This is a genomic window from Mesorhizobium sp. LNHC209A00 (assembly GCF_000502915.1).
Taxonomy (GTDB): domain Bacteria; phylum Pseudomonadota; class Alphaproteobacteria; order Rhizobiales; family Rhizobiaceae; genus Mesorhizobium.
The window spans coordinates 76,128-100,995 of the sequence record NZ_AYWT01000001.1 but is presented as its reverse complement, the minus strand read 5'-3'; the positions used below and the strand labels follow the sequence as shown (position 1 = coordinate 100,995).

Annotated in this window: 23 protein-coding genes and 1 riboswitch; of the genes, 13 read left to right on the top strand and 10 right to left on the bottom strand. The window is 63.6% G+C overall.

The window, feature by feature from the left end:
* Positions 1 to 2: 2 nt before the first annotated feature.
* Positions 3 to 965: a hypothetical protein gene (locus tag X739_RS165250; RefSeq protein ID WP_023783218.1), complete on the bottom strand. Its 963-nt coding sequence runs from the start codon at positions 963 to 965 to the stop codon at positions 3 to 5.
* A gap of 154 nt (positions 966 to 1,119) precedes the next feature.
* On the opposite strand from X739_RS165250, the gene X739_RS165255 reads away from it, so the two are divergent.
* Both X739_RS165255 and X739_RS165260 read left to right on the top strand, forming a co-directional pair.
* Positions 1,120 to 1,704 carry a nitroreductase gene (locus tag X739_RS165255; protein ID WP_023791485.1) on the top strand — a complete coding sequence of 195 codons (585 nt, stop codon included), beginning with the start codon at positions 1,120 to 1,122 and terminating at the stop codon, positions 1,702 to 1,704.
* Entirely contained in the window at positions 1,705 to 2,313 is a 609-nt protein-coding gene (locus X739_RS165260; RefSeq protein ID WP_023783220.1) for a flavin reductase family protein, read from the top strand.
* Positions 2,314 to 2,316: 3 nt separating this feature from the next.
* On the opposite strand, the gene X739_RS165265 is transcribed toward X739_RS165260, so the two are convergent.
* On the bottom strand, positions 2,317 to 3,198 hold the full coding sequence (locus X739_RS165265) for a CoA ester lyase (protein WP_023770020.1): 882 nt from the start codon (positions 3,196 to 3,198) through the stop codon (positions 2,317 to 2,319).
* The gene (locus X739_RS165270) at positions 3,198 to 3,650 is read right to left on the bottom strand and encodes a MaoC family dehydratase (protein WP_023791480.1); all 453 of its coding nucleotides are present in this window, start codon (positions 3,648 to 3,650) and stop codon (positions 3,198 to 3,200) included. Before X739_RS165270 ends, X739_RS165265 begins: the two co-directional genes overlap by 1 nt.
* A 151-nt stretch (positions 3,651 to 3,801) precedes the next feature.
* Between X739_RS165270 and X739_RS165275 the strand changes: the two genes are divergently transcribed.
* On the top strand, positions 3,802 to 4,926 hold the full coding sequence (locus X739_RS165275; RefSeq protein WP_023791477.1) for a DUF2336 domain-containing protein: 1,125 nt from the start codon (positions 3,802 to 3,804) through the stop codon (positions 4,924 to 4,926).
* Here X739_RS165275 and X739_RS165280 read toward each other — a convergent pair.
* Both X739_RS165280 and parE read right to left on the bottom strand, forming a co-directional pair.
* A complete protein-coding gene (locus X739_RS165280; RefSeq protein ID WP_023791473.1) occupies positions 4,923 to 6,992 on the bottom strand; it encodes an FUSC family protein in 2,070 nt (689 codons plus the stop codon). The two genes, X739_RS165275 and X739_RS165280, sit on opposite strands and share 4 nt — an antisense overlap.
* Before the next feature lie 44 nt (positions 6,993 to 7,036).
* On the bottom strand, positions 7,037 to 9,094 hold the full coding sequence (gene parE / locus X739_RS165285) for a DNA topoisomerase IV subunit B (protein ID WP_023770024.1): 2,058 nt from the start codon (positions 9,092 to 9,094) through the stop codon (positions 7,037 to 7,039).
* A gap of 238 nt (positions 9,095 to 9,332) precedes the next feature.
* On the opposite strand from parE, the gene cpaB reads away from it, so the two are divergent.
* The 9 genes from cpaB (at position 9,333) to X739_RS1000000170205 (ending at position 17,930) form a co-directional block, all read left to right on the top strand.
* Positions 9,333 to 10,259 (top strand): Flp pilus assembly protein CpaB, encoded by a 927-nt coding sequence (gene cpaB, locus X739_RS165290; RefSeq protein WP_245273760.1) that lies wholly within the window; start codon positions 9,333 to 9,335, stop codon positions 10,257 to 10,259.
* A gap of 30 nt (positions 10,260 to 10,289) precedes the next feature.
* A complete protein-coding gene (locus X739_RS165295; RefSeq protein WP_023770026.1) occupies positions 10,290 to 11,735 on the top strand; it encodes a type II and III secretion system protein family protein in 1,446 nt (481 codons plus the stop codon).
* A 3-nt stretch (positions 11,736 to 11,738) separates the two neighbouring features.
* Complete coding sequence (locus X739_RS165300) at positions 11,739 to 12,008, top strand: hypothetical protein (protein ID WP_023783225.1); 270 nt, start codon at positions 11,739 to 11,741, stop codon at positions 12,006 to 12,008.
* Positions 12,009 to 12,041: 33 nt separating this feature from the next.
* A complete protein-coding gene (locus X739_RS165305) occupies positions 12,042 to 13,253 on the top strand; it encodes a response regulator/pilus assembly protein (protein ID WP_023770029.1) in 1,212 nt (403 codons plus the stop codon).
* Positions 13,250 to 14,668 carry a CpaF family protein gene (locus X739_RS165310; RefSeq protein ID WP_023770030.1) on the top strand — a complete coding sequence of 473 codons (1,419 nt, stop codon included), beginning with the start codon at positions 13,250 to 13,252 and terminating at the stop codon, positions 14,666 to 14,668. The genes X739_RS165305 and X739_RS165310 overlap by 4 nt, the downstream gene beginning before the upstream one ends.
* A 5-nt stretch (positions 14,669 to 14,673) precedes the next feature.
* The gene (locus tag X739_RS165315; RefSeq protein ID WP_023791464.1) at positions 14,674 to 15,639 is read left to right on the top strand and encodes a type II secretion system F family protein; all 966 of its coding nucleotides are present in this window, start codon (positions 14,674 to 14,676) and stop codon (positions 15,637 to 15,639) included.
* Position 15,640: 1 nt separating this feature from the next.
* Complete coding sequence (locus X739_RS165320; RefSeq protein WP_023783227.1) at positions 15,641 to 16,603, top strand: type II secretion system F family protein; 963 nt, start codon at positions 15,641 to 15,643, stop codon at positions 16,601 to 16,603.
* A gap of 334 nt (positions 16,604 to 16,937) precedes the next feature.
* The gene (locus X739_RS165325) at positions 16,938 to 17,411 is read left to right on the top strand and encodes a tetratricopeptide repeat protein (RefSeq protein WP_023791460.1); all 474 of its coding nucleotides are present in this window, start codon (positions 16,938 to 16,940) and stop codon (positions 17,409 to 17,411) included.
* A 231-nt stretch (positions 17,412 to 17,642) separates the two neighbouring features.
* The gene (locus X739_RS1000000170205; RefSeq protein ID WP_023770034.1) at positions 17,643 to 17,930 is read left to right on the top strand and encodes a hypothetical protein; all 288 of its coding nucleotides are present in this window, start codon (positions 17,643 to 17,645) and stop codon (positions 17,928 to 17,930) included.
* Here X739_RS1000000170205 and gcvP read toward each other — a convergent pair whose 3' ends face one another.
* From gcvP to gcvT, 3 genes are read right to left on the bottom strand one after another with little or no spacing between them, the layout of a single operon-like run.
* The gene (gene gcvP, locus X739_RS165335) at positions 17,931 to 20,741 is read right to left on the bottom strand and encodes an aminomethyl-transferring glycine dehydrogenase (RefSeq protein ID WP_023791456.1); all 2,811 of its coding nucleotides are present in this window, start codon (positions 20,739 to 20,741) and stop codon (positions 17,931 to 17,933) included.
* A gap of 18 nt (positions 20,742 to 20,759) precedes the next feature.
* Positions 20,760 to 21,128 carry a glycine cleavage system protein GcvH gene (gene gcvH / locus X739_RS165340; protein ID WP_015317602.1) on the bottom strand — a complete coding sequence of 123 codons (369 nt, stop codon included), beginning with the start codon at positions 21,126 to 21,128 and terminating at the stop codon, positions 20,760 to 20,762.
* Between the two features lie 5 nt (positions 21,129 to 21,133).
* Complete coding sequence (gcvT, locus tag X739_RS165345; RefSeq protein WP_023791451.1) at positions 21,134 to 22,234, bottom strand: glycine cleavage system aminomethyltransferase GcvT; 1,101 nt, start codon at positions 22,232 to 22,234, stop codon at positions 21,134 to 21,136.
* Between the two features lie 149 nt (positions 22,235 to 22,383).
* A riboswitch (glycine riboswitch) is annotated at positions 22,384 to 22,470 on the bottom strand.
* Between the two features lie 171 nt (positions 22,471 to 22,641).
* Here gcvT and X739_RS165350 point away from each other — a divergent pair.
* Complete coding sequence (locus X739_RS165350) at positions 22,642 to 23,643, top strand: hypothetical protein (RefSeq protein WP_023791448.1); 1,002 nt, start codon at positions 22,642 to 22,644, stop codon at positions 23,641 to 23,643.
* Here the strand turns inward: X739_RS165350 and X739_RS165355 are convergent.
* Positions 23,640 to 24,038 (bottom strand): GNAT family N-acetyltransferase, encoded by a 399-nt coding sequence (locus tag X739_RS165355; protein WP_031240951.1) that lies wholly within the window; start codon positions 24,036 to 24,038, stop codon positions 23,640 to 23,642. The genes X739_RS165350 and X739_RS165355 overlap by 4 nt on opposite strands.
* Positions 24,039 to 24,076: 38 nt before the next feature.
* Positions 24,077 to 24,868 (bottom strand): molybdopterin-binding protein, encoded by a 792-nt coding sequence (locus tag X739_RS165360; RefSeq protein WP_023791444.1) that lies wholly within the window; start codon positions 24,866 to 24,868, stop codon positions 24,077 to 24,079.

The window sequence follows — 24,868 nt, the reverse complement described above, 5'->3', positions numbered from 1 at the left end:
AGCTAGTCCGCGCCTTCCTCCGGATCCATCGCCGCTGCTTCGGTGGCGAGAACCTCGATCTCCTGGTTCTGCCCGCCAACGACCGTGAAATCCTTCTGGTAGATGCGGTCGCGGTTCTTGGCGATGATGGTGTAGTCGCCTTCGGCCAGCACCATCGAAGCGAAGGCGCCGACGGTTTCCTTGATCGGATCGCCGGACTCGTTGAGCAGCGACCACGAGGTGTCGGCAATCGCTTCGCCGCCCGCCTCGCGCACCAGCTTCATGGTGATTTCGGCGGCGTGATGCTCAACGGTGGCTTCGGTCAGCTTGCCGGCCTCGACGCGGATGTCGGATCGGATGACCGCATTGACCGCGCCGTAGGTCGAGACGACATGGTAGATGCCGGCATTGAGCCGCACGACGCTGTTGGGTTCGACATCGGGAATGATCAGCGCGCGGTCGCCATTGGCCTCGGCGGTGCCCTCATAGATCGAAAAGCGCAGTTTCTTCGGCGGAATGCGCACGCCGCCGGACAGAACCGCGTCGAGCTTCAGGCCGCCGGCATCGAGCACGAGGCTTTCTCGCTTGGCTTCCTTGCCGACGGTGATGCGCTTGGTGGCGCCGGCGCGGCCATAGGAAGCGTGGACCAGGTAACTGCCGGGCTCGAGCTGGAAGACGGCGCTGCCGCCATGGGAGGAGGCGACCATCGGCAATTTGCCGTTGACCGCTTCGGGCTTGAAGACACGCCAGACTAGTCCACGTGTGATGTCGGTGCCCTTGTCGGTCAACTGGGCCGAGAGCGTGATGGCGCCACCGCCGCCAAGCGCCAGCGGGGTCTCGCTCTTCGGCGTTGCATAGCTCGAAATTCCGGGAAGTTTCAGGTCGCCGACGCCGTCCTTTTCCTGCGCGACAGCCATGGAGACCGGCAGCAGGAACAGCGCGGCGCAGAGCCGAACCAGGAAAAGACGCAGTCGCCCCTCAAACATGCCTTGCGTTGAAGCCCATGGCGGTGGCAATTTCAAGGCTTAAGAGTCCGATCCGGGACTCTTCAGCCCGGCGTTAGCGCGCCTTTGCCCAAGCCACCCGATTCCCGATGGTGCGCTTCAGCTCAAGACAGAGTGTTTCAGGAGACTTGCGTCCATGGCGTCGCCGATCATCGACTTCCTGCTGACCCGAAATTCGGCGCCGATCCCCGACCTCAGGGAACCGGCGCCAAGCGACGCCGATATCGCCACGATGATCACTGCCGCCACGCGCGTGCCCGACCATGGACGGCTCGAACCCTGGCGCTTCATCCTTTATCGCGGCGAAGCCCGCATCGAGATCGGCAAGAAACTAGCGGCCTTGGCCGAACAGCGCGAGGGGCCGTTGCCGGAAGGCCGTCGCAACCAGGAACTGGCGCGGTTCTCGCGCGCCCCACTGGTGATCGGTGTCGTATCCATTGCCAGGGAAAACCCAAAAATCCCGCAATGGGAGATGTTCCTATCCGGAGGCATGGCGGCGATGAACCTGGTGATCGCGGCCAATGCACTGGGCTATGGCACGAACATGATCAGCAACTGGTATTCCGACGTGCCGGAGGGCAGGGCGATCCTCGGACTGGCGCCGCAGGAGCGCGTCGTCGGTTTCATCCATATCGGCTCCTACGCCGGTCCGGCGCCGGAGCGGCCACGGCCCGATCCGGCCAAGCTCTACACCGATTACGCCGGACCCTGGGCGGGCTGAATGTTCTACGAGCCGTCCAAGGGGCATGGACTGCCGCACGATCCGTCGAAGGCGATCGTGGCGCCGCGCCCGATCGGCTGGATATCGACGCTGAACAAGGCAGGCGAGGTCAATCTGGCACCATATTCGTTCTTCAACGCCCTCTCGACCCGGCCTTTCATCGTTTGGTTTTCCTCCGAAGGCGAGAAGGACAGCGCCTCGTTTGCGCAGGAAACCGGCGAGTTCGTCGCCAACCTGGTCAGCCGCGATCTTGCGGAGAAGATGAATTACACATCCGTCGACGCGCCGCGCGGCGTCAACGAGTTCGTCTATGCCGATCTCGCCATGGCGCCTTCGCGTCTCGTCAAGCCGCCGCGCGTGGCGGCTGCACCCGCGGCGCTCGAATGCCGGGTTACGGAAGTGTTTCACCCAAAGGCGCTGGACGGATCGCCAACGAGTGCCTTTGTCGTCGCCGGTGAGGTGATCGGCGTGCACATCGAGGATGCTTTCCTGAAAGACGGCCTGTTCGACATCACCAAGGCCGGCAATGTGGCGCGTCTCGGCTACATGGATTATGCCAGCGTCGACGAGGTCTTTGCGATGCGCCGGCCGCGCTGGGGCAAGGAGTAGCCGTCAGGCGGATATGCCGGCGGCTTTCGCGCGGGCCAGAAGCCGTTCGGCCAGCCGTAGATGCGGGCGGTCGAACATCTTGCCGTCGATGCCGACGACGCCCGGATTTCCGGCCGCCTCGAAGGCCGCTACGATAGCCGCCGACTGTCTCACCGCCTCGGCAGAGGGCGTGAACGCAGCGTTGATGACAGACACCTGATCGGGGTGGATCGCCATCTTGCCGGTGAAACCGTCACGCTCGGCCTCGGCACATTCCGCGGCGAGGGCCGCCATGTCGCGAAAGCCGGGGAATACGGTGTCGATCGCGGCGACTTCCGCGGCTCCGGCCGCGAGAATGGTCGTCAGACGGGCGTGACGGAAGAGATCGGTGTAGCGGCCGTGCTCGTCGCGGGCAGAGCGTGCGCCTATCGCCGCCGACAGGTCTTCCGCGCCCCAGGTGAGACCGGCGAGCCGTGCGCTTGTCCCCGCATAGGTGGCGGCGGCGAGCACACCCGCCGGAGTTTCGGTGATGATCGGCAGGATTTTTATCGACCCGTCGCGCAGGCCGTTTTCAGCCTCCCGGACCCTGAGCTTGGCCGCGAGCTGCTGCACATGCTGGCCGCTGTTCGATTTAGGCAGCATGATGCCGTCCGGTCTTGCCGGAACGAGCTTGGCAAGATCATCGTCCGTCATCCCGGTCGAGAGGTCATTGACCCTGACATAGAGCGCCGAGTTGGTTTGCCCCCTGCGTTCGAGGATGAAGCGCGCCGCGATCTCGCGCGCCCGCTCCTTGTTCCGCGGCGCCACGGAGTCCTCGAGATCGACGATGACCACGTCGGCGCCGGCGCCAAATCCCTTCTCCAGCTTCCGTTCGGAATCGCCTGGAACGAACAGCAGCGAGCGCATCAGTCTGCCTTCTTCAGCATCATCGCTTGCCTGATGCATTTGGCGACCAGATCGCCATGCTGGTTGTAGGCGCGGTGCTCGAATTCGACGATGCCGCGGTCGGGCTTCGACCTGGATTCGCGCACCGAGACGACAGATGTTTCGACGCGGATGGTGTCGCCATGAAAGACCGGGTGAGGAAACACGGTTTCCTTCATGCCGAGATTGGCTACCGTCGTGCCGACCGTGATGTCGTTGACCGAAATGCCGATCATCAGGCCGAGCGTGAACAGCGAGTTGACCAGCGGCTTGCCCCATTCGCTCTTGGCGGCGAAATCGAAGTCGATATGCAGCGGCTGCGGGTTCAGCGTCATCACCGAAAACAGCATGTTGTCGCTCTCGGTGACGGTCTTGCGCAGCGTGTGATGGAAGACATGGCCGACAATAAACTCCTCGAGATATAGCCCTGCCATCTTCCGCCTCCTGCGCTGTCTGACGGTTGATAGGCGCTGCTTCAGGCCCTCGCAAGCCAGTTAATGAACATGGTGAACCGTTCGTAAACCATTTCTGCCTACCCTACTCACGGGGCCGGAAACCCTCCGGCGAGGGGCGTGAGCAGACGGCATGGTTGTTGTTTCGCATTTTCTGAAATGGATCTACACGGCCAGGGTGTCGGAGCGCGCCGCCGCGGCCCATGCGCTGGCCCGAGCCTATGTCAATTGCGAATTGCCGTTCGAGGATCGCTGCGCCGCCGAGGCGGCGCTGACGCTGCTGCTCGACGACGCCTCGTCGAAAGTGCGGCTGGCGATGGCGGAAGCGCTCTCGATGAGCCATCACGCGCCGTTGCAGATCATCAGTGCGCTTGCCGCAGACCAGCCGGAGGTCGCCGGGGTCGTGCTGGCGCGCTCGCCGCTGCTCACCGACGCCGACCTGATCAACCGCGTGGCGGCGAGCCAGAAAGCAACGCAGAAGCTGATCGCCGACCGGCCTGTAGTCTCGATGGCGCTTTCGGCGGCCATCGCCGAGATCGGCGAGGCGGAGGCCTGCGCCGTGCTTTTGGCCAATAGCGGCGCCGACATCGCGTCACTCAGCTTCCGGCGCATGGCGGAACGCCATGGGCATCTGCCTCTGGTGCGCGAGGCGCTGATCTCGGACATCAGGCTGCCTGCCGACTGCCGGCATATGCTGCTCGTCAAGCTCGGCGAGACATTGAAGACATCGCCGCTGGTCATGGCGTTGATGGGAGCCGCGCGTGCCGACCGGGTCATGCGCGATGCTTGCGTCAAGGCCTCGGTGACGCTGATCGAGGGCACGCGCCAAGAAGAGCACGCGGCCCTGATCGAGCATCTCAGGCTGCGCGGCGACCTGACCGCGAGCTTCCTGATCCGCACAATCGCGCATGGCAAGGTCGATTTCTTCGGCTCGGCGCTGGTCGCGCTCAGCCAGCAGTCCGAAGCACGGGTGAGGGCGCTGCTGGCCGGCGGGCACGACGTGGCCCTGCAGGCGCTGTTCCGCGGTGCCGGCATGGCTGCCGCCACGCATGCCGTCATCCTGCGCGCCCTGAAAATCTGGCGCGAGGTTGCCAACGGTAAGCGCGTCGCCGGCGTGCAGGAAGTCAGTTGGCTGATGCTCAAGGAATTAGGCGGGCAATCCGCCGAAGGCGATCTTGCCGCCTTGGTCAAGTCGATCCATCTCGGCGCCCTGCGTGAGAATGCACGCGGCCATGCGCTGGCGATCGCCGCAGCTTAAATCTTTTCCCTCGCGAAGAAGTCCGGGAAGTCCTCCATCGCCGCGGCGATGATGCGCAGGGACGCCGCGATCCGCAGCATGTCCCCAGTGGCGTTTCGCTGGGCGATGCCTGCCGCATACTGCCGGGCGACGGCAATGGTCGCTGTTTGCGGATCGCCAAGGGTACGGAAAAGCAGCTCGCGCGCCAGTCCCCTCAGGAAATTGGCGATTGAAAGCGTCGTTTCCGATGGGATGGCATGGTTTTGGCTGGCAATGCGCAGTCGCAGGATCTCCAAGCCGACCGTGACGGAAGCGACGCCGCCTCCCAGCACCGCCTCACCCTTCCTGCCGGAATTCTGGACCAGCGGCATCAACTGATTGACCCGGTCATAAGCGAGGCTCTCGAAGGCCGAACGCCTCGGCACGCGCTCATGCAGGCAAAGCCGCGCCAGATCCTCCCGCATGGCGCGCACGATGCGGTCGGCCGCGAGCCAGGGATCGGCCGGCAACACGACGATGAAGACGCCGATGGCCAAGAGGATGCCGACCAGGATCGATGCCGAGCCGGCGAAGAAGGGGCCGGGATCGTAGGTCATCGCCTGATGTGGGCTGAGAAAGGCCAGGAAGTTGATGGCGAAGGCTGTCGCCACGCCAACATAGCGCGGATTGGCCATGGCGAGTGCCGCTGGCACCATGATGGGCACGACGAACAGCATGAACCAGCCGAAGCCGGGCAGAGCGGGGAGCGCAACCTGGCCGACGAGAAAGGCAAAAGGCAAAGCGAGCAGCGTGCCCTTGAAGAACCCCCAGGATACTTGCACGGGGTCGGGGCGAGCGGCAAACAGGCTCGACACCACGGCAACGAGGATGACGGTGCCGGCCGCTTCCGACCACTTCGTCGTCAGCCAAAAAGCAGCGACCAGCAGCGTGGCAACGGCCGCACGGATGGCGTTGCGCGCAGCACCGGGATAGTCGCGATGCACCACCAGGGCCGGCTGCTGGCTGCCGGGACCTGGACGGCGCGTGACCGGCGCGCGCAAGGCGTCGAGGCCACGCAGCACCTGTTTCAGCGCCTCGGCGAAATCGGCCGCTACGGTGAGGCGGGTAATGGTGCCGACCCTGTCCTCACCCTGGTCGGTCGAGGCGTCGGGCATTTGCCGGGCCTTGATCGAGATCGCGTCGAGCCGCGCCACCCAGGATGAGGTATCGTCCAGCGCTCCCGGCTTGGCTGCCAGTTCGCTGACAAGGGCCTGCAGTTCCGAGCGCACCGGGATGAGGGCCGCGTTTTTCGGAGCGGCATGCGAATAGAGCGCGCGCGCCGCCGAAAGAGCCGAAAGCAGTTGTCCGATGGTGCGCCGCACCGGATGCGCGCGCGGCGCGAAGCTCGGCGCTTCGAGCCTGGCATAGGCGCGCATCTCGCCAAGCGTCTGGGTATCGGCGACAAGCTTCCGGTGCAGGCCGATCAGCGTTCCCCGGTCGCCGCCTGAAAACGCACCGCCGGCATAGGTGGCGAGGTCGAGAATGCAGCGTTTCAGCCGCGAGACGATGGCGTCGCTGGCCAGTTTTGGCAAGATCAGCCGGCTAGTCAGGCCGGCGCAGACGATGCCGAGCACGATCTCGGCACAACGCGCGACCGCGAGGTCGACGACCAGATGCGGTTGTCCGAAAGCGGGCAGGCCGATAATCATTGCGGTGTAGCCTGCAAGGGCCGCGCCATAGGCCTCGGGATTGCGCAGCAGCGACGAGACGAAGGTGCAAATGCCAATCCAGACGGCAAGCGCCGTCACCAGAATCCAGGGGCCGGTACCGAACGCCGTGGTGATGCCGATTGCCGCGACACCGCCGGCCAGCGTGCCGAGCAGGCGGTAGAAACCTTTCGCCAGCACCATGCCGGCAACCGGCTGGGCGACGATGAACACCGTCATCATCGCCCATTGCGGATGGTCGAGCTTCAGCGCGTAAGCGGCCAGCAATGCGATCATGCCGGCCGAAACGGTGCGGAGCGCAAAAATCCAGTCAGAGCGTGTCGGTTGCGTCAGCCCGGCCAGGCTCGTCTCGAAATAGGTCTTCAGCCGCGGCCAGGTCACATGCTGGTCTCCATGTCAGGAATGCAAGCTAAACGCGCCAGCGGCTAGATATCCAGCACTTCCGTCTCGGCGAATTCGGCGCGTTCCTGGATGAAGCGGAAACGGGCTTCGGGCTTGGTGCCCATCAGCTCATCGACCCTGTCCTTGGTGGCGGAATCGATTTCGTTCACATCAACCCTAAGCAAGGTACGCTTCCTTGGGTCCATGGTGGTTTCCTTGAGCTGCGCGGCCATCATTTCGCCCAGGCCCTTGAAGCGGCCAAGCTCGACCTTGCCGCGGCCGGTGAACTCGGTGCGCAGAAGCTCATCCTTGTGGGCGTCGTCGCGGGCATAGGCGACCTTGCCGCCTTGCCTGATCGAGTAAAGCGGCGGCACCGCCAGGTAGAGATGGCCGCCGCGCACCAGCGCCGGCATCTCCTGGTAAAAGAAGGTGATCAGCAGCGAAGCGATGTGGGCGCCGTCGACATCGGCATCGGTCATGATGATGACGCGGTCGTAGCGCAAATCCTCGTCACGGTATTTTGACCGCGTGCCGCAGCCGAGCGCCTGGATCAGGTCCGATATCTGTTGGTTGGCGGCAAGCTTGTCATTGCCGGCGCTGGCGACGTTGAGGATTTTTCCACGCAGCGGCAACACGGCCTGGCTGGCACGGTCGCGTGCCTGCTTGGCCGAGCCGCCGGCGGAATCACCTTCGACGATGAAGAGTTCGGCACCAGCCGCCGCGTTCTGCGTGCAGTCGGCGAGCTTGCCCGGCAAGCGCAGCTTGCGCACCGCGCTCTTGCGCGACACTTCCTTTTCCTGGCGGCGGCGCACGCGTTCGTCGGCGCGCGCGATCACCCAGTCGAGCAGCTTCGAGGCTTCCTGCGGATTATCGGCCAGCCAATGGTCGAACGGGTCGCGGATCGCGGTCTCGACGATGCGTATCGCTTCGATCGTCGCCAGCCTGTCCTTGGTCTGGCCGACGAATTCCGGCTCGCGGATGAACACCGACAGCATGCCGGCGGCCGAGATCATGACGTCTTCCGACGTGACGATCGAGGCGCGCTTGTTGCCGACGAGGTCGGCATAGGCGCGCAGGCCGCGCGTCAGCACGTTTCGGAAGCCGGCTTCGTGGGTGCCGCCTTCACCGGTCGGGATGGTGTTGCAGTAGGAATTGATGAAGCCGTCGCCACCGAACCAGGTCACCGCCCATTCCAGCGAGCCATGGCCGCCTTGCTTGTCGCTCTTGCCGGCGAAGATTTCGCGCGTCACCTGGAAGTCGTCGCCGAGCGACGCCTTCAGATAATCCTTGAGGCCGCCTGGGAAATGGAATTCCGCCTTGGCCGGTGTCTGATCCTTTTCCTTGATCAGGGAGGGATCGCAGGTCCAGCGGATCTCGACGCCGCCAAACAGGTAAGCCTTCGAACGCGTCATGCGGTAGAGACGCGCCGGCTCGAAGGCCGCCCCCTTGCCGAATATCTGCTCATCGGGGTGGAAGCGGATTTTTGTGCCGCGCCGGTTGTGAACTTCGCCGAGTTGCTCCAGTCCGGTCACCGGGACGCCGCGCGAAAAGCGTTGGCGATAGAGCTGGCGGCCCCGCGCGACCTCGACCTCGAGATGATCCGACAGGGCGTTGACGACGGAGACGCCAACGCCGTGGAGGCCGCCTGATGTCTCGTAGACCTTGGAGTCGAACTTGCCGCCCGAATGCAGCGTCGTCATGATGACTTCGAGCGCCGGCTTCTTGAATTTTGGGTGCATGTCGACCGGAATGCCGCGGCCATTGTCCGTGACTGTGAGATGGCCGTCGGCGGAGAGTTCGACATCGATGAAGGTGGCATGGCCGGCAACCGCTTCGTCCATCGAATTGTCGATGACCTCGGCGAAGAGATGGTGCATCGCCTTGTCGTCGGTGCCGCCAATATACATGCCTGGCCGGCGGCGCACCGGCTCAAGGCCCTCAAGCACCTCGATGTCGGCGGCGCTGTAGCCCTCGCTGCCATCCTTGGTTGCGGCTGGCCGCCTGGCGGCCGCCTGCACCAGCGGATCCGCCGGGCGCGCCGGCGTGCGAACCGGCTGCGGCTGTTTCTCCAGATTGCCGAAAAGATCGTTGTTGTCGTCCATGCCTGCCATAGAGTCCAAGCTGCGAATCACCCCGTCGATACTGCCACGCTTTTCAGCGCCAAGCGACGGAGGTTCCTGTTACGTTCGGGGATTTAACTGCTCTTACCCTAAAACCATTCGATAACCAAGCGGGCGGAAATAGCTCAAATGCCGCCGCGCAATATTCCTGATTCTTTAACAATGCCGCCTAGCGTGAGCCCAACATAACAAGAAACGACCGGCATCAGGGGTTTTCGGCGTGAGGGGCAAGGCCATAACGATGATCGGCATCGCCGCCGTTTTCGGGGCGATCTCGATCTTTGTCGCGGATTTCTGGGTCAAGAGCCAGGCCAAGGCCGATGCCCAGGAGAAAACGGCCTCGATCGCTGCTCCGGCCGCGCCCAGGATCGAGTTCAAGACCATCGTGGTGGCGAACGCGCCATTGCGCTACGGCATGGAACTCGACCGCGCCAAGCTCAGCGAAATCCCGTGGCCGCAGGATTCCCTTCCGCAGGGCGCCTTTGCCACCATCGATGGATTGCTTGGCGAAGGCGGCCGGGTCGCGCTGTCGCCGATCGAGATCAACGAGCCGGTGCTGCTCACCAAGCTGTCGGGACCGAACGGCCGCGCGACGCTGTCCAACATGCTGACGCCCGGAATGCGGGCGGTCACCATCCGCACTGACGAGATCGCCGGCGTCGGTGGCTTCGTCACGCCGGGCGACCGGGTCGATGTCGTGCTGACCCGCGACGCCGGCGAAATCCAGGAAGTCGCCAAGAACGCGCAAGGGGCTGCCGGTTCGACCATCACCTCGGAGATCGTCGTTGCCGACGCCAAGGTGCTCAGCGTCGGGCAGGGCGCCGACGAGCGCCAGACAACGCCGCAGGTGGCCAATTCCGTGACCCTCGAGGTGACGAGCGACGGCGCGCAGAAAGTGGCGCTTGCCCGTACCGTCGGAACGCTGTCGCTGTCGCTTCGCTCCGCCAGCGAAGGCGGCGATGGCAAGAACGGCGTCACCACCATCTCTTCCTTCGGCGGATCCGTCGCTTCCAAGACACAGGCCGTGGCCGGCTCTTTGTTCGATGCCATAGCGAAGGAGCCGGAGAAGCCGAAATTCAAGACGATCATCGTGACGCGCGGCACGCAGGCCGAGGAATATCAGGTTCCAACGCGGGACCAGAAGTAAAGACCGGTGGGGACCGGGCGGGACGGGACAATGTTGATGCGTACCCTATATCGAATGACGGCTCGGTCGCGCTTCGTGCGCGCCCTGGCAACGGCGTTTGCCCTGGCTGCGAGCGGCGTGCTCGCCTTGCCCGGAGCGGCAAAGGCGGACAACGACATCGTCTATGTCTCGTCGACGAAGAATGCGTCGATCAAGGTTGCCAAGGGCAAGCCCAAGACGATCATGACGAGCGCCGCCTTCTACCAGATCGTCATCGGCGATCCGGAAATCGCGAACGTCAACCCGCTGACCGACAAATCCTTCTATGTGCTGGGCAACAATCTCGGCACCACCGGCATTGCGCTGTTCGACCAGAACAAGCAGCTCGTCGGCACCGTGGACATCGAGGTGACGCTCGACACCGACCAATTGGCGAACACAATCCGTGCCAGTGTGCCGGACGCCAAGATCAAGGTCGGCTCGGCCAACGGCCGTGTCGTGCTGTCGGGTGAGGCGGATGACGCCGTTGCGGCGGATAAGGCAAGCAAGATCGCCAGCCGCTTTTCCGGCAATGAGGAAGTGATCAACTCGGTCAATATCTCGTCGTCGCAGCAGGTTCAGCTCAATGTCCGGTTCGTCGAGATCAACCGCCAGGCAGGGCAGGACTTGGGCGCGAAATACAGCGCCAATTTCGCCTACGGCTTCGGCGGTCGCGACGTTTCACTGGATCCGGGCACGGTGCCAGCGGCGGGGAACGGCGAGATCATCGGCCGACTGCTGTCGAACGGCGTCTCGATCGACATTGCCATCAAGGCGCTGGAAGAGCGCGGCCTTGCCCGTCGGCTGGCTGAGCCGAACCTGATCGCGCGTTCAGGTGAGACAGCGAGCTTCCTGGCCGGCGGCGAATTTCCGATCCCGGTTTCGGAGGACAACGGCAAGATTTCGGTGAGCTACAAGAAATATGGCGTTAGCCTGGATTTCAAGCCGACCGTACTCAAGGACGGGCTGGTCAGCCTCGACATCGCGCCGGAAGTCTCCTCGATCGATGCGTCGGCATCCTACAATATCGGCAACATTTCCGTGCCCGGCTTCATCGTGCGCCGCGCCAAGACCTCGGTCGACCTGAAGAACGGCCAGAGCTTCATGATCGCCGGGCTTTTGCAGTCCCAGAACGACATCACCACGTCTCGCATTCCCGGCCTTGGCAAGATGCCGGTGCTTGGAGCGCTGTTTTCGTCGAAATCCTATCAGCGGCGCGAGACCGACCTGGTCATCATCGTCACGCCGTACCTGGTCAAGCCGGTCGATCCGTCGAAGAAATTGGCCGAGCCGACCGACGGCACCCAGCCCGCCAGCAATGTCGACTATTTCCTCAACAACACCGAGGAGGTGAAGGCGTCGGATACGGGCCGCGCGCTGGCGCTGGCCGATGGCAGTGCGGCACGGGCCGCTCCTGCCACCAAAGTCGGTCATTTCCTCGACCTGCCGAAGGACTGAGCCATGCGTCTGATCCTGAAATGGTGCATCGCCCTGCTTCTTGCCGGTCTGGCAAGCGGCTGCACCAGCGACGACTACGTGCGCAGCGAAGGGGTGACGTCCGGCACCGGCGAGGCACAGGCCGCCAACACCGTCATGCAGATGGTCGACCCGTGGAAGTACGGCGTCCAGAACACGACACTTCTCGTGCCTGCCAAGCGTGGCAGTGCCGGCCCCGTCGCGCCCGATCAGGCGGCCGGTGCCAAGGCTGCGCAAACGACCACCGACAACTGATCCAGACGGCGATCGACCTCACAGGCGGCGAGAATGGCAAACAACAGCACCAAGAAAATCCTGCTCGTATCGACAGACCGGACCTTCGCGCAGGACACGAAGACGGCCTTTGCCGCTTCCGAGGTCATCCAGCTCATAACGGTGGAGAAGAACGTCACCGAGCTGCGCGGCGAGGTCCAGGAAGCCGAGTTCGGCGTCGTCATCGTCGACATGGATGCGGCGAAACTCGAGGAGATCGAGTCACTGCAGCGCGTCATGCGCCGGCTCGAGGGCAAGGCGCCGGTGGTCGTGGTCACCCAAGAGTTCAACGCCGCGGCCGTGCGCATCCTGGTGCAGCTCAAGGTCGCCGACTTCCTGGTCAAGCCGATCACCACGGCAGACCTCGTGCGTTCGGTGGTGCGGGCTCTGCAGGGGCCTGGGCGCGAGGAAAACAGCGAGTCGCAGATCTATACCTTCATGCCGGCCGCCGGCGGCGTCGGCACCACGACGCTGGCGCTGCAGACCGCGTTCCAGCTGCATCATTCGGTGACGCGCGGCGCCTCAACCTGCGTGGTCGACCTCAATTTCCAGCAAGGTGCCTGCGCTGAATATCTCGACCTGGAGCCGCGTTTCGACATCACCGAAATCGAGAACCAGCCTGAGCGCCTCGACCGGCAACTGCTCGATGTGATGCTGTCCAAGCACGCCAGCGGGCTGTGTGTGCTGGCGGCGCCGACGCATCCGTCGGAAATGCGCTCGTTCAAGACCGATGTCGTGGTGCGCATGCTGGACCTGGTTTCGGCCTATTTCGACAATGTCGTCATCGACATGCCGCGCACCTGGTTTCCGTGGACGGAAACGGTGCTGCTCGGTTCCAACAAGCTTTACATCGTTGCCGAAATGACGGTGCCGTGCCTGCGCCATACGCAGCGTCTGATCCAGGCCGTCTACGAGACCGCCGGCAAGGAGGTGAAGCCGAACGTGATCGTCAACCGTTTCGAGCAGAAGATGTTCGACAACGGCATCAAGCACGCGGACGTCCAGGAAATCCTCGGCGAGCATTTTGTCGGCGGCATCGCCAACAATTACCGGCTGGTGCGCGAGGCTGTCGACCGCGGCGTGCCGCTGCACGAGATCGATCCCAATGCCAATGTCGTCAACGACCTGAAGAAGATCATCCTTCCGGAAGAGGCGGTGGCAACCGCGAGCAAGTCGAAGTCGCTGTTCGGCTTCGGCAGGGGCCTCTTGAAAAGGAAAGCTGGATGACCAGCCGTTTTTCCACCCTGCAGAACCGTGACGCGCGTCCGCGCCCGGCTGAATCGACGCCGGTCGCGCATCACGCAGTCGTCATCCCGACCAGCCGAAAGGCTTTGCCTGCGAAGGCGGAGGCGGCGCCGGCAAAGAATGCCAACAAGGTGCTCGATGCCCGCGTGCGCATCCACCGGCTGCTGCTCGAGGAGATCAATCTCGTCGCGCTGGAGCGCTTGCCCAAGGAGGAGATGCGCCGGCAAGTGCATGATTTCGTTTCGGAAAAGACCCGCCAAGAGCGGATGGCGATCAACACCGCCGAACTCGACGCGCTGGTTGACGACATCGTCGACGAGATGGTCGGCCTCGGCCCGCTTGAGCCGCTGCTCAAGGATCCCGATATCAATGATATCCTGATCAACGGCCATCAGAACTGCTTCGTTGAAAAGAAAGGCAAGCTGCAGCAGGTCCATATCCCGTTCAAGGACGAGGCGCATCTGCTCAGAATCGTCAACAAGATCGTGGCCGCCGTCGGTCGCCGCGTCGATGAATCGCAGCCGATGGTCGACGCTCGCATGCTGGACGGCTCGCGGTTCAACGCAGCCATCCGCCCGGTGGCCGTCGACGGCCCGCTGGTGTCGATCCGCAAGTTCTCCAAGAACAAGCTTGGCCTGCACAGGCTGGTCGAATTCGGCGCCATCACGCAGAACATGGCCGAAGTGCTGGCCGCGGCCGTCCACGCCCGCAAGACGACGATCATTTCGGGCGGCACCGGCACCGGCAAGACGACGATGCTTAACGCGCTGTCGGCGTTCATTCCAGAAGACGAGCGGTTGATCACCATCGAGGACGCGGCGGAACTTCAATTGCAGCAGCCGCATGTCGCACGCATGGAGACGCGTCCCGCCAACATCGAAGGCCATGGCGAGCTCAAACAGCGCGACCTGGTCAAGAACGCGCTGCGCATGCGTCCCGACCGCGTTATCCTCGGCGAGTGCCGCGGCGAGGAAGCCTTCGACATGCTGCAGGCCATGAACACCGGCCACGAAGGCTCGATGGCGACCATTCACGCCAATACGCCGCGCGACTGCATTTCGCGCCTCGAGCAGATGCTGGGCATGACCGGCATGCCGATGACGGTGCAGTCGATCCGCAGCCAGATCGCCAGCGCCATCGACATCATCGTCCAGCTGACCCGACTTTCCGACGGCAAGCGCAAGGTGACGAGCGTCGCCGAGGTGACCGGCATGGAGGGCGATGTCATCCAGATGCAGGAGATATTCCGCTTCGTGCGCACCGGCATGGAGGCCGATGGCAAGATCCTTGGCTACTACGAGGCGACCGGCATTCGGCCGCGTTTCCTGGAAGACCTGCGCGCCATGGGCATCGACTTTCCCGGACGTTATTTCGAACCCGGCCGACCGCAGGAGTAGCCGGCGTGTTCGACGGGTTCAGCGCGATATATGTGGTCTATGCCGGAGCCGCACTGACCGGCATCATGGTGGCCGAGGCCGTCTACCTGCTCTACGCCGGACGCAGCGACAAGCGCACCGCCATCAACCGGCGCATGAAACTGCAGGAAAGCAAGATCAGCCAGGAACAGGTGCTGATCCAGCTGCGCAAGGAGCGCGGTCTCGACGCGGGAACGTCGCTGTTTTCGCCGGACCGGTTCCGTGCCCTGCGCACGCAGTCGGGCATGGTGATGCCGCTTTCGAAATTCCTGACGATCACCTGCGGTGTGGCGACGGCCGTTGCCCTGGCCGCGATCTGGCGCGGGCTGCCGCTGCTGATGGGGCTCATCCTGTTCGTCGTGCTGGTGCCGTTGCTGCCGGTCATGGCGATGCGCTCCATGCGCAAGCGCCGGCTGAAGCGTTTCGGCATGCAGCTGCCGGAAGCGCTCGAGCTGATCACGCGCGGCCTCAAGGCCGGTCATCCGGTGCCGGTGGCCATCGCCATGGTGTCGCGCGAGATGCCCGATCCGATCGGCACGGAATTCGGCGTCATTGCCGACGAAGTCACTTATGGTTCCGACCTGGTCACGGCGCTGAATGCACTGTTCGACCGGGTCGGACACGAGGATCTGCCGCTGTTCATCACCGCCGTGTCGATCCAGACCAGTTCGGGCGGCAACCTGCGCGAGATCCTCGATGGGTTGTCGACGACGATCCGCGAACGCGGCAAGCTGCGACGCAAGGTGCGCGCCATTTCGACGGAAGGCCGCCTCTCGGCCTATATTTTGACGGCCGTACCGGCGCTGCTGTTCACCGCCATCATGGCCATGATGCCGGGATACTACAGCGACGTCTGGGGCGTGGCGAAGACATGGTACATGATCGGCGGCTCGGTTAGCTGGCTGATGCTGGGCAATCTGATCATGTTCAAAATGTCGAATTTCAAGTTCTGACATGCAAAGCGTCATTGAATTCCTCGCTTCCCTCGCGCCGACCTCGCTGATGCCGGTGGCCGTCCTCCTGCTGGCCGCGGGAGCGGCCGCTGTCGCATGGCCGATGGTGGTGGCGAAGGGCGACCGCAACGACGTCAAGCGCCGGCTCAAGGTCGACCAGGGTCCGGTGGCCGCCAGACCCGAACCGGTGCAGAAGAAGAATAGCGGCGTCGTGCGCGAGCAAGCGATGAAGAGGGCACAGGAATTCTATGCAAAGAGCGACCCGGAAAATGTCGCTCGCCTGCGCTTGAAGCTCATCCAGGCGGGCTACATGGAGCCGCGCGCCGTCGGCATGTTCTTCCTCATCCGGTTCACGGCAATGATCGGCACGACGTTCGCCGTCTTCGTGCTCAATCGGTGGATGGCCAGTCCCGACGCGACCATGACCAGCCGGTGGACCTTCATCATCCTGTCGGGGGCCGCCGGCTATTTTTTGCCGGGCCTGGTGCTGACCCAGAAGGTGCGCGAGAAGATGCGCGAATACCGCAACGGCTTCCCCGATTTCATGGACTTGATGATCGTCTGTTCGGATGCCGGCATGAGCATGGAAGCCGGCGTCGAGCGCGTTTCGAAAGAACTCGCCAAGAGCTATCCGTCGCTCAGCCAGAACCTGCAGCTCGTGTGCTTGGAACTTCGGGCGGGGCGCAGCCTGGACGACGCGCTGAAGGCGCTCGCCGATCGCCTCAGCCTGGATGAGGTACGCTCCTTCGCCACGCTCCTGCAGCAGTCGAAGGAACTCGGCACCAGCCTGTCGGGCGCGCTCAGGGTGTTTTCGGACGAGATGCGCCACAAGCGCATGTCGTTGGCAGAGGAGAAGGCCCATGCCTTGCCGGCCAAGATGTCCGTGCCGGTCGTGGTCTGCATCCTGCCGGTGGTGTTGATGATCGCGGTCATTCCCATCATCGTCAAACTGACGGCCCATTAGCTGTAATTTGGAGTGCGGGCGAGGTGATGGTGTTCACCGTGCAAAAGTCCGTCGAGGCGATTTCAAGAAAGTTATTGGGTACGGCAGGGGTAAATCGGACCTGCAACGGCCTTAAATGAGTGACAGGTCCCATGCAAATGTCTTGCGCACCCTCTTGCTGGGCCTCGCCCCGCCGCCGCTCGCGTCCGCGGAGATTTGAGATGGCACGCCCGGTGGTTAATGATTGCTATTCCGGAAACTGAAAGTTAGCTGCATTTCGGCACCGAAGCTTAATCGCTCTTCTGTAGTCTCTTTCCCGAAGAACGACCCGGCAAATCGGGCGACGGGGCAGGGCATGCGTCAGATAAAATTTGCGGCGATGGCCATGATGGCAGCCGCCCTAATGATCAGCGGGTGTACGACGAACAATAACGTCGACACGACCAAGACCACTGCAATCCAGCCGGCAGGGAAGGATGTCGCCACATCCGACCTGGCGGAAGGCAAGGCACAGTTTCGCGATGCCAATTATGGTCTTGCCGAAGCGCATTTCCGCAAGGCCGTCGAGCTGAAGGCCGACAGTGCCGAGGCCTGGATGGGGCTTGCGGCTTCGTATGACGAACTTGGCCGCTTCGACTTCGCCGACCGCGCCTATGGCCAGCTCCTGAAGGTTGCCGGCCGCAAGCCGCAGATCGTCAACAATATGGGCTATTCGCAACTGTTGCGCGGCAACAAGAAGAAGGCCCGGGCGCTGCTGCTCGAGGCGAAGACCGGCATGACCGATCCCACCGTTGTCGACGCCAACCTCGCCTTGCTGAACAAGGGCTGATGCCGTTTGATGGTCGCGCCGTCCAAGGGCGATTTCGGCACAGTTGGCATCGACGCTTTGTAAACCCTATCCGCGGCTTGGGTCGAGATATCGCCCAAGCCATGTGCGAGGGCTGCCGCTGACCTAGAATGCGGCGCAACCGCCGACGCTCGAGAGGCCCCCGCCCGATATGCTGGATTTCAGTTCGCTCCTGCTCGCAGCCGCGCTGTCGGGTACCTGTCAGCCGCTACCATGGTTGCGATCTGGCTCACGGCGCCGCGGGCGGGTTTCGTGCTGACGGTGGCGTGCGGCATTATCGTGCTCGTGGCGCATGTGATCCTCTTCTGGCGCTATACCAGGGAGCCCGATCCGCTGCTTTGCCAGATCGCGCTGGCGCCCGACGGCAGCACCCTCGACGAGGTGATGGCCAGGGCCCGACTCACGCTCTATGGCGCCAAGCGCGCGGGGCGAAATTGCGTCATCGGCTGCAAGAGGACGGGCAAGGCCGACCCGGTCAGGCCGGCCTTGCGTTCCGAGTAGCTATTCGGCCGCGCCAAGATAATCCGACAGCGGCGGGCAGGAGCAGACCAGATTACGGTCGCCCGCGACATTGTCGATGCGCGACACTGGCGGCCAGTACTTCGTCGCCGTGTCGGCATCGCCGGCGGGATAAGCCGCCTCCAGACGCGAATACGGGTGGGTCCATTGACCGGCCAGCGCCTCGGCAGACGTGTGCGGCGCGTTGACCAGCGGATTGTCGGCCAAGGGCCATTCGCCTTTGGCCACTTTCGCCGCTTCGCCGGCAATGGCGATCATGGCCTCGCAGAAGCGATCCAACTCGCGCTTGGGCTCGGACTCGGTCGGCTCCACCATCAGCGTGCCGGCGACCGGGAACGACATGGTCGGCGCGTGGAAACCATAGTCGATCAGGCGCTTGGCAATGTCCTCGACACTGATGCCGGCGCTCTCCTTGAGCACGCGGGTGTCGAGGATGCATTCGTGGGCGACGCGGTCGCTCCGGCCCTTGTAAAGCAGCGGGAAGTGCGGGGCGAGCCGTGTCGCCACATAATTGGCCGAAACGATCGCTGTCTCGGTCGCCTGCTTCAGGCCGGAAGCGCCCATCATGCGGATGTACATCCAGGTGATCGGCAGGATGGAAGCGCTGCCGAAGGGAGCGGCGGCCACGGCATGAGCCGAGCCTTCGCTGACATGGCCCGGCAGATAGGGCTTCAGATGCGCCCTGACACCGATCGGACCGACACCCGGGCCGCCGCCGCCATGCGGGATGCAGAAGGTCTTGTGCAGGTTCATGTGGCAGACGTCGGCGCCGATGTCGCCTGGCCGGGCGAGGCCGACCAGCGCGTTGAGGTTGGCGCCATCGAAATAGACCTGGCCGCCATGCTCATGGATGAGTGCGCAGAGGTGGCGCGCGCCTTCCTCGTAGACGCCATGGGTGGAGGGATAGGTGAACATCAGCGCCGCGAGATTCTTGGAATGCTCGTTGGCCTTGGCGCGCATATCGTCCATGTCGATGTTGCCGTCTTCCAGACAGCGCACGACGACGACGCTCATGCCGGCCATCGCGGCACTCGCCGGATTGGTGCCATGCGCGGAAGACGGGATCAGGCAGACGGTACGATGGCCCTCGCCGCGCGAGCGGTGGTAGGCGCGAATGGCGAGCAGCCCGGCATATTCGCCCTGGCTGCCAGCATTGGGCTGCAAGGTCACGGCGTCGAAGCCGGTGATCTCCGACAGCCAGCCTTCCAGTTCGCCGATCATGGCGCGGTAACCGGCCGAATGGCTTGCGGGCGCGAAGGGATGCAAATTGGCGATTTCCGGCCAGCTCACCGGCATCATTTCCGCCGCGGCGTTGAGCTTCATGGTGCAGGAGCCCAGCGGGATCATGGCGCGGTCGAGCGCCAGGTCCTTGTCGGCCAACCGGCGCAGAAAGCGCATCATCTCGGTTTCCGACTTGTTCTGGTGAAAGACCGGCTGGGTCAAAAACTCCGTGCCACGCGGCTTGCCGGGCACCGTGCTGTCGGCGGAAGCGGCAGCCTTGGCATCGAACAAGGCCGCGATCGCGTCGAGATCGGCGTCGGTCGAGGTCTCGTCGAAACTGATGCCGACATGGTCGGCATCGAGCACACGCAGCAGCCGGCCGGTCTTTTCGGCGGCGACCGCGATCTGGGCGGCCTTGCCGTTGGTCTCCACCGTCACCGTGTCGAAGCGGCTGGAGCCGAGCACCGATACGCCCGCCGCCTCGAGGCCGCTTGCCAGGCAGTTGGCCAGCGCGTGTATGCGCCCGGCGATCGCCTGCAGGCCGACCGGGCCGTGCCAGATGGCGTAGGCGGTGGCCATATTGGCAAGCAGGGCCTGTGCGGTGCAGATGTTGGACGTCGCCTTGTCGCGGCGGATATGCTGCTCGCGCGTCTGCAAGGCGAGGCGGTAGCCGGGACGGCCCTTGCTGTCGGTCGACTGGCCGACCAGGCGGCCGGGCATAAGCCGCGTCAGCTTGTCGGAGACCGCGCAATAGGCCGCATGCGGGCCGCCAAAGCCCATCGGCACGCCGAAGCGCTGCATCGGGCCGACCGCGATGTCGGCGCCGAGTTTCGCCGGCGCGTCGGTCAGCGTCAGACCAAGCGGGTCGGCGATAAAGACGACAACCGCGCCGGTGGCGCGCGCTTTTTCGATCGCCGCCTTGTGGTCGCCATAGACGCCAAAGGTGTCCGGCCAGGAGACGAGCAGGGCGGCGGTGTTGTCGTCGATCGTCTCGCCGTCGATCTCGATGCCGAGCGGCTCGGCGCGGGTGCGCACGACGTCCAGCGTCTGCGGGTGCGGCGTGCCCGCAAGCGCCACCTTGGTGCGCTTGTCGCGGTGGTGGCGCAGCGCAATGCCGACCGCTTCGGCGACCGCTGTCGCTTCATCCAGCAGTGAGGCTGATGCCACCGGCAGGCCGGTCAGTTCGGTGACCAGCGTCTGGAAGTTGAACAGCATTTCGAGCCGGCCCTGGCTGATCTCGGCCTGATAGGGCGTGTAGGCGGTGTACCAGGCCGGATTCTCGAACAGATTGCGCTGGATGACCGGCGGCACGTGAACGCCGTGGTAACCAGCGCCGATAAAGCTTTTCAGCACCATATTCCTTGCCATTATCACCGACAATTCGGCGAGAGCTTCGGCTTCGCTGGCGGGCGCCGGGAGGTCCAGCGGCTGGTCGAGCCGGATCGATCTCGGCACGGCCTGGCTGATCAGCGTCTCGACCGAGGGAACACCGATGACGGCGAGCATGGCTCTGACGTCGGCAAGGCCGGGTCCAATGTGGCGGGCCGAGAACGGGTAGGGAGCTGCGGTCATGTCAATAAATTCCTGATGTCAGGCGATATGGGCTTTGTAGGCTGCCTCATCCATGAGGCTGGCGAGCTGACTTTCGTCGGCGAGCTTCATCTTCCACAGCCAACCGGCCCCGGTTGCCGCCGAGTTGACCAGCGAGGGGTCGGAGGACAGCGTGCCATTGGCTTCGGTGATCTCGCCATCGACCGGCGCATAAACGTCCGAGGCTGCCTTGACTGATTCGACCACGACGGCGGTGTCGCCCTTGGCGAGCTTCTTTCCCGTTTCCGGCAGTTCCACGAAGACGAGGTCGCCGAGCTGCTCCTGCGCGTAGTCGGTGATGCCGACAGTGGCGATGCCGCCCTCGACGCTGAGCCACTCGTGATCCGATGTGAAATAGGTTGTTGCCATGGAATTCATCCTTTGCGGTAGCGATGAGGGGTGAAGGGCAGAGAACTGACATCGACTGGGATCTTGGTGCCGCGCACGTCGGCGAAAATCCGCGTTCCGGGCTTTGCCAGCGGCGTGGCGACATAGCCCATGGCGACCGGATGGCCGGCGGAAGGGCCGAAGCCGCCCGATGTGACATGGCCGGCAGGATTGCCGTCGGCTTCGAACAGCGCGGCACCGGCGCGCACCGGCTGGCGACCCTCCGGTTTCAGCCCGACGCGCTTTTGCGCCGGGCCACGTTCCACGGCGGCGCGCAAGGGTTCGGCGCCAATGAAGGTGCCGGAGGAACGGATTTCTTTCGGGATCGCCCACATCAGCGCCGCCGCGGCCGGGTCGGTCTCCGCCGTGATGTCCTGGCCATGCAGGCAGAGGCCGGCCTCCAGCCGCAGGCTGTCGCGCGCGGCAAGGCCGATCCAGAGCACGCGTTCATCTTCCAACAGCTTGGTGACAAGGTCACGCGCATCGGCCTCCGGCAGGCCGATCTCGAAACCGTCCTCGCCAGTGTAGCCGGACCGGCTCATGAACCAGTTTTTTCGCGGCTCGACACCATGCATGAACAGCAGTGAGCCGGTCTCGATGCCGGCGCGGGAGAGGGCAGCCCAGGCTTCGGGGCCCTGGATCGCCAGGAAGACGCGGTCGAGCGGCTCGACCTTGGCTTCGAAATCGGTCGCCAGGGCGCGCAAATGCTTTTCGTCGGCGACGGCATTGCCGGCATTGGCGACCACCATGAACCTGCTGTCGCCGAGCCGGGTGACGATCAGATCGTCGAGAATGCCGCCTGCTTCATTCAGGAAGAAGGATAGCTTTGACTGCGAGATTTCGAGCGCGTCGGCGTCCAGCGGGCAGGCGCGGTTCAACAGCGCAACCGCTTCCGACCCGCTGACCTCGAACAGTTTCATATGCGAGATGTCGAACAACCCCGCATGCTCGCGGGTGTGGAGATGCTCTTTCATGACGCCGGCCGGATAGGTCAGCGGCATCGACCAGCCGGCAAAGGCGCCGAAGCGCGCTCCGGCAGCCGCATGCATATCTTCGAGGGGAAGGTGTTTGTCGTCGTCGCCCGTCATGTCGCCTCCAGAGTCGCACGCAATCGGCCGCTGATGGCGACCAGTCCGTGCCCCTCTGTCTGAAGCCTGAGAGACTCGCGCAGCCGGAACTCTGTCAGCGGCGCTTACACCTTCGGCGCGGGGGCAAGCCCCGACTTTCCAGAGTGTCTTTCCCGTCTACGGTTCTTTTGCCTGAGAGATTTCGGGCGATTTCCCCTTCGGCGGCAGCTCTCGCTGCTCTCTCCCGCAAACAGGTAGGACTCAAAACCCTGAGCCCTCGACGCGCCATCCATAGCCCGTCGACGACACCTTGTCACCTCCCAGCGACATTGTTCTGACAAGTCTTCGCTAACCACGCCGTTTGCCGGTTTTTCAAGACACTCCTGATAAAGCTGACCGACGTGACGCGTTGGGGACGGGGACGACAGATGGGCGAGTTGATCATGAGTGCTCCGGTGGCGGGGCTGACTTCGAAGAACCGCATTGCTTCAGAGGATGTCGTGATGCTGCGCCGCGACGTGTTCGCCGACGGCGTGGTGAGCCGGGGCGAAGCCGAGGCTTTGTTCGCGCTCGACCAGACGGCGCGGGACAAATGCGCTGAATGGGCGCCGTTCTTCGTCGAGGCGGTCACCGACCACATCGTCCATCAGGAAAAGCCCTTGGGCTACATTTCGGAGGAGAATGCCGACTGGCTGGTCCGCACGATTTCGCGCGACGGCATGGTCGACAGCCGGACCGAACTCGAATTGCTGGTCCATGTGCTGGAAGAGGCGAAATCCTCGCCGAGCCGGCTTTGCGTCTACGCGCTGGAGCAGGTCGCCCACGCCGTCGTCGACGGTAAGGGAGCGCTGATGCTCGGCGGCGCTCTGGTGCCCGGACTGATCGCCAGGGCCGAAGTCGAGCTTTTGCGCCGCATCCTCCATGCCCATGGTGGCGACGGCAACATTGCCATCACCCAGGCCGAGGCCGAGGTGCTGTTCAGGATCAACGAGCGGACCGCCCAGGCCAATAATGATCCGTCCTGGAACGACCTGTTCGTCAAGGCGATCGCCAATTTTGTCATGTGCTCGGCCGGTTATGAGGCGCCCACCCGCGAGGTGGCGCTGCGCCAGGAAACGTTCCTCGATCATGCCGATCCGGAAATCGGCGGCTTCTTCAGCCGCATGATCTCCGGTGGTCTTGCCGGTATCATCGAGGCCTACCGCTCTCCTGACGACATAGAGACCGAATGGGAAGCCAAGAACAGGGCCATCGAGGCGCTGGCCCGCCGTGCCGAGACGATCGATGCCGGTGAGGCAAAGTGGCTGGTCGGACATATCGGGGTGAACCGGCCCTTGTACGAAAATGAGCGCGCACTGCTGACCCTGATCAAGCATGCCTCGCCGGAAATTCATCCGGCGCTGAAGCCGTTGCTCGACAAGGTTGCCTAAGCCCCGCCGTCCGCTGCTATCGTTCTGCAAAGAATGATATTGGAATGACCTTCGGGCCATCCCGAGAATTCGGCCATGCGCTCGAAGCCAGCCTTTTCATAAAGGCCTGGTGCCTGGAAGTCGTGGCTGGAGACCCAGATTTTCCTGACGCCGCGATCGGCGGCCTCCGCGACAAAGGCGTCGAGCAACTGCCTTGCGTAGCCGCGACCTCGGTGAGCCTCGGCAATCCACATCAAGGTCAGTTCGGACGTGCCCGCCCAGGAATAGCCGGCGGCTACTCCGACTGCGTGTCCCGCACCATCGCGGATGACAAAGGCCAGCCCTCGGTCATCGTCGCGGTCCGTCATACGTCGGTTATCGCGGTGGAGACGCTCCTCGAGCGAACTCAATTCCATGGGGGACAAATCGTGCTCGGCCCGTATGCGAGGGACCATCAAATCCCGCCATACCAGTCATAGCCGTTGTCTTCCCAATAGCCGCCCCGGCCGCCACCGATAGTGGCGAAGCCGTCGACCAGTTCGATCTTGTAGAGATATTTCGGCATTTTGTAGCCGAGCTGGCGCTCCACGCGGACACGCAGCGGCGCGCCGTTCTCGACCGGCAGCGGCTTGCCGTTCAGGCCGTAGGCAAGGATCGTTTGCGGATGGCGAGCATCGATTAGGTCGATCGTGCCGTAATATTTAATATCGCCTGACAGGCTGCGGTCGATCGTGTCGAGGCAATGGAACATGACATAGCGCGCCTGTGGCTTGACCACCGCCTGGTCGAGCAGCAGCGCCAGCGGCGTGCCCGTCCATTTGGCGATGCAGCTCCAGCCTTCGACGCAGTCGTGGCGGGTGATCTGGGTGCGGCTCGGCATGTTCATGAGCTGCTCGCGGGTGAGCGACAGCGGCTTTTCCACGAGGCCTGACACCTCCAGGCGCCAATCGGCGAAGTTGTTGGTGAGCAGGGCCTTGTAAGCGTCGTCGTCCGGCGCGGTCACGCCGTTCGGCCGCATTGGCTGACGGATATCAGCCTCGGTGAATTCCGGCGCCAGCGAATTGCCGCCGCCGAGCAACCGTTGTGCCTTGTGGGTCAGGCCATTGGCGTTTTCGAGGAAGCTGCGTAGGCCGCTGCCGATGCTGAGCTGGCTGTCGAAGGCGTCGCAGCCAGACAGCATGATGCCGGAAGCGCCGAGGCTGGCGGCGGTGAGGAATTTTCGGCGGCTTATCTCAAATTTCGCCAT